The sequence below is a fragment of the Aquicoccus sp. genome (genome assembly GCF_041686535.1).
Lineage (GTDB): Bacteria > Pseudomonadota > Alphaproteobacteria > Rhodobacterales > Rhodobacteraceae > Aquicoccus.
In genome coordinates this window covers 1-3831 of record NZ_JAWLDS010000169.1, presented here as the reverse complement: position 1 = coordinate 3831, position 3831 = coordinate 1, and the positions used below count along the sequence as shown (strand labels likewise).

Genomic DNA, 3831 nt, shown 5'->3' with positions numbered 1-3831 from the left:
GAGGAAAGCGCCACGATGGGCCAAGGCAGGAGATACAGGATGAAGAAGCAGCCCCGTTGGATCAAATCGGTCATCGAAACCGCACAGCGTGAAACCACGACAATGCCCTGGCAACGCGGAACGCGACGCCAGGCCATGATCGCCAAACGCCGCAACAACACACTCAAGAGCCAGACCGCCTGACCCCTTTCAGGATCATCCGGGCGGGCAACATTTCTTGCCAGTAGCCCACGCTTACGAGTAGGAACCGGGCCGCTTTTCATGGCGGCCCGGTTCTCCTTTCCGAATCGCAATGTGGCAAGACCTGACACAAACTGGAAACAATCCCATCGTGTTCCTGGTATTGATATGCGCTCACACACCGATGTTTCACATACTTTGACAATTCGACAAATATCCATACATTCCGTGTTCGTAGTTTAACCAGTCCTTCTGTCGTTGTCGGTGGGGGCCGACGCGGATGTGACCACCAAAAGCAGGTGATACACATGACGACCCCTCCTGAGGCCGGATATTCACCGGCCAATGCAACGCACTGTTTCTCGACGGCGCGGGCTCTCTCAAATCGTCCCTCCCCCGCGTCTAGACCCACCCGGCGAAGTCCATCAGAACAGCCTCAGCGCAACAAGTCACTCATGCGCAGGGTCGAAGTCACCGCCCTGTTGCCCGATGGGGCCCTCCGCCACTCTCAGCATATCGCCCCGGCCACAGCCGCTTTCGAAGGTGCGTTCTCGGCCTTTGCCCGTGGCACCATGATACAGACCACGAAAGGTCCATGTGCGATCGAGGATCTGAGCCCCGGCGATATGCTGGAGGTGGTGAATGAGAAACCACAACCCGTTGTCTGGATCGGGTCGATGTCGCTCGTACCCACCGCGCCGGTCGAACAGCCCGAGCTGACCCGGCTAACACGGATCATGGCCGACACGCTCGGGCTGTCACGTCCCATGCACGATCTCGTTCTCGGCCCGGGGGCACGTCTCTTGCGCAAGCCCTCTGCATCGCACGACCTGGCGACACAACCCCAGCTTCTGACACCGGCCCGGGCCATTGCTGACGGGCTCAGCATCTTCGAGATCACGCCACCGACACCGGTCAAGGTCTATCATCTTTGCCTGCCGCATCACGCGATCATCTCGGCCGGGGGTATCGAGGTGGAAAGCTATCATCCAGGCAGGTCGCTCCTGCGTGACATGGGCAGCAACATGCGCGCGCTGTTCCTGTCACTTTTCCCACATGTTTCACAGCCTGACGATTTTGGGCCCCTGGCCTGCCCGCGGGCTGATCAGGTTTCGCTCGAGCACTTGATGTGAATCTGAGATCACCGCGCTCAACGCCCCTCGACCCGGCGTTGTGCGACCCGCACGCCATCTGACAGGGTGGCCGAGGGATAAATCACGATACGCTCGCCCTCGGACAGACCGTCGGCGATCGCGGCCGAGATGTTGTTGTTCGCAGCGACCTTGACGATCCGTTTCTCGATGCGCCCTGCGGGGGTGACATGGAAGACGGCCCAATCCTCACTCGAGCGGAACAGGCTCGATGCGGGAACGGTCAGCGCATTGCCGGTTTCCCAGACCACGATCCGCACCTCGACGCGGAACCCATGCCCCAAACCCTCGCGGGCCTCGATCGGGCTCAGGAAACCGATGGTCACCCGTACGCGCTGCTCCTCCACCCCAAGTGCCGAGAACTTGGTAAAGCCCCATGGGTCGACCCGCTTTACCTCACCTTCAAGCGCGTTTTCCCCGCCCCAGTTCTCGATAATGACCGGCGCCCCTTCTTCTATTCGCACGGCGTCCGTGCTCAGCAACTCCGCTACTATTTCAAGATCATCAGAAACGTTTCCGATCTCCATGACCGGCGTTCCAGCGGATAGAGTCGTTTCACTTTCCTGCATTATGCGGAGGATCACCCCATCAGTTGGCGCCCTCAGCGGTGTTGCCTCTTCGGCCCGATTTGCGATCGCCCGGGCCAGCCCCTGATCGTCAAACCCGATCAACTGCGCCTGTGCATTGTTCAACTCGGCAATCCGCATCGAGATCGCGGCTCGCGCAGTATCCACGTTGGCCTGTGCCAAGCGAAGTGCGGTCTCGTCCCTCTCCAGCGCCGCCTTGCTGGCAATACCATTCTCGAAGAGCCGCCGGGTGCGCTCGAGGTTGCCCTCGGCCAATGCCTGGTCCGCCAGCGCCCTGTTCATATCGGCCTGCGCCACGCGCAGCGCCGCGTCGGCCGCGGTTACGTTCGCATTGGCCTGCTCACGCGTACGCGCATCAAGCGCCGAAGGACTGATCGGCAACATCCGGGCCACCACTGTCTTGCCCTGCTCGACCCTGTCACCGGGCTGCGCCGTTACGCGCATCAGACGCCCCGCCACCGGAGTCGAGACCACGAATGTATTGTGTACCTGTGTGCGACCCTCCTCGTCGATGGTCACATGCATCGGGCGACGCTCGACCGTGCCGATATCGACGAGGACAGGCCGAGGCCAGAATGCGTAGACCAGTGCACCAACGAGGACCGCAACCGCCAAAGCGGTGAACAAGACGCGTGAATTCCGTTTGCGTGGCATCACCGTCATTCCCTTGTATTCAAGGCCGCAACAAGATCGAGCCGATCCATATCACGTTTGACAATCCAACCCGAGATCAAAGCGGCCAGAACGACGGCGATGATCGCGACACCGCAGGCTTGCGGCGAAAAGACCACTGGAATCTGATAGATGTCGGTACTGAACCCGGCGACCATGGCAAAGGTCATATAGTATCCCAGAACAAGCCCGATCGGTATGGCGGCCAGGGTAACAACAGCCAATTCGCCCAAGAGAACGAAGCCCGCCTCATCCCTGGTAAACCCCAGCACTCTCAGGCTGGCCAGTTCGCGCATGCGCTCGGCCATGGCGATGCGTGCAGCGTTATAGACGATACCGAAAACGATGATCGCGGCCACAACGGTCATGATGTAGCGCGTGGCGCCCGGCCCCGTGTTCATGAGGTCGACCAAAGCGCGGCGCGCATCCTCTTTTTGCGCCACCCCGGCCACGGCCGGCATGGATTTTATCGCGGAGATGAGCGTATCACGCTGGTTGTCGTCAATACTCAGGTAAGCGCCGGAAATCCGCCCCGGCTCCTTCAGCACCCGGTTCAGTGCGTCGATCTCCATGAAGGCCGACGCGCCCAGAAGTGTCTGCGCAATGCCGATCACAGGGATATCCAGAACAGGGCGTCGACCCTCGCGCACTTCGACCGCCAGGATATCGCCCACCTCCAACCCGAGAATGGCCGCCAGTGGCTCGGCCAGGATGATGCCCTCGCGGCGCATCCCGATGGGCTGGACGCCGGCTCCGATCACCCGGTTCAGCCGTGGCCACTCAAGCCGCCCTTCCACCGCACCGTTATAGGTGTTCAGCCCGTTGCGCAGGATCGCGGGAACGACCCGCACCGGCTCGACATGCAGGACTCCGGGCTGGCGGGCCAACGCATGCTCGGCACCGGGCGCCAGGGGCGAAACAAATGTCAGGGACATGTCCGACCGGTCAATCTCGTCAAAGGTCAGATCGACCGCCCGTTCAAACCCTGCCATCATCATCAGCGTCGTCACCGAAAGCGCCATTCCCGCACCGATCCCGATGACCGACCCGGCCATGCGACCGGGGTGGCGCATGATGCGTCGCAGGATCATTCGGCTCGGTTGATCGAGCCAGCGCCGCGCCCAGCCCGCCATCTGCCCGGTGCCCGAATAATCGGCGGGCGCCGGCGGGCGCATGGCAACGGCCGGGGTCAATCCGAAAACTCCACGCAAGACGAACAGGCTACCGCCGGACGCCGCAAG

4 protein-coding genes are annotated in these 3831 nt (G+C 61.5%); 2 read left to right on the top strand and 2 right to left on the bottom strand.

Translation table 11 applies throughout. The features are described from left to right. Window positions 1–183: hypothetical protein (locus ACESL9_RS17430; RefSeq protein WP_372675346.1), on the top strand; the 183-nt coding region annotated here is incomplete at its 5' end. 452 nt (window positions 184–635) lie between these two features. Then, a complete protein-coding gene (locus tag ACESL9_RS17425; RefSeq protein WP_372610872.1) occupies window positions 636–1313 on the top strand; it encodes a Hint domain-containing protein in 678 nt (225 codons plus the stop codon). Window positions 1314–1330: 17 nt separating this feature from the next. On the opposite strand, the gene ACESL9_RS17420 is transcribed toward ACESL9_RS17425, so the two are convergent. Together ACESL9_RS17420 and ACESL9_RS17415 are read right to left on the bottom strand one after the other, a co-directional pair. Next, a complete protein-coding gene (locus ACESL9_RS17420) occupies window positions 1331–2572 on the bottom strand; it encodes an efflux RND transporter periplasmic adaptor subunit (RefSeq protein ID WP_372610870.1) in 1242 nt (413 codons plus the stop codon). A 5-nt stretch (window positions 2573–2577) separates the two neighbouring features. Then, window positions 2578–3831: ABC transporter permease (locus ACESL9_RS17415; RefSeq protein ID WP_372675345.1), on the bottom strand; the 1254-nt coding region annotated here is incomplete at its 5' end.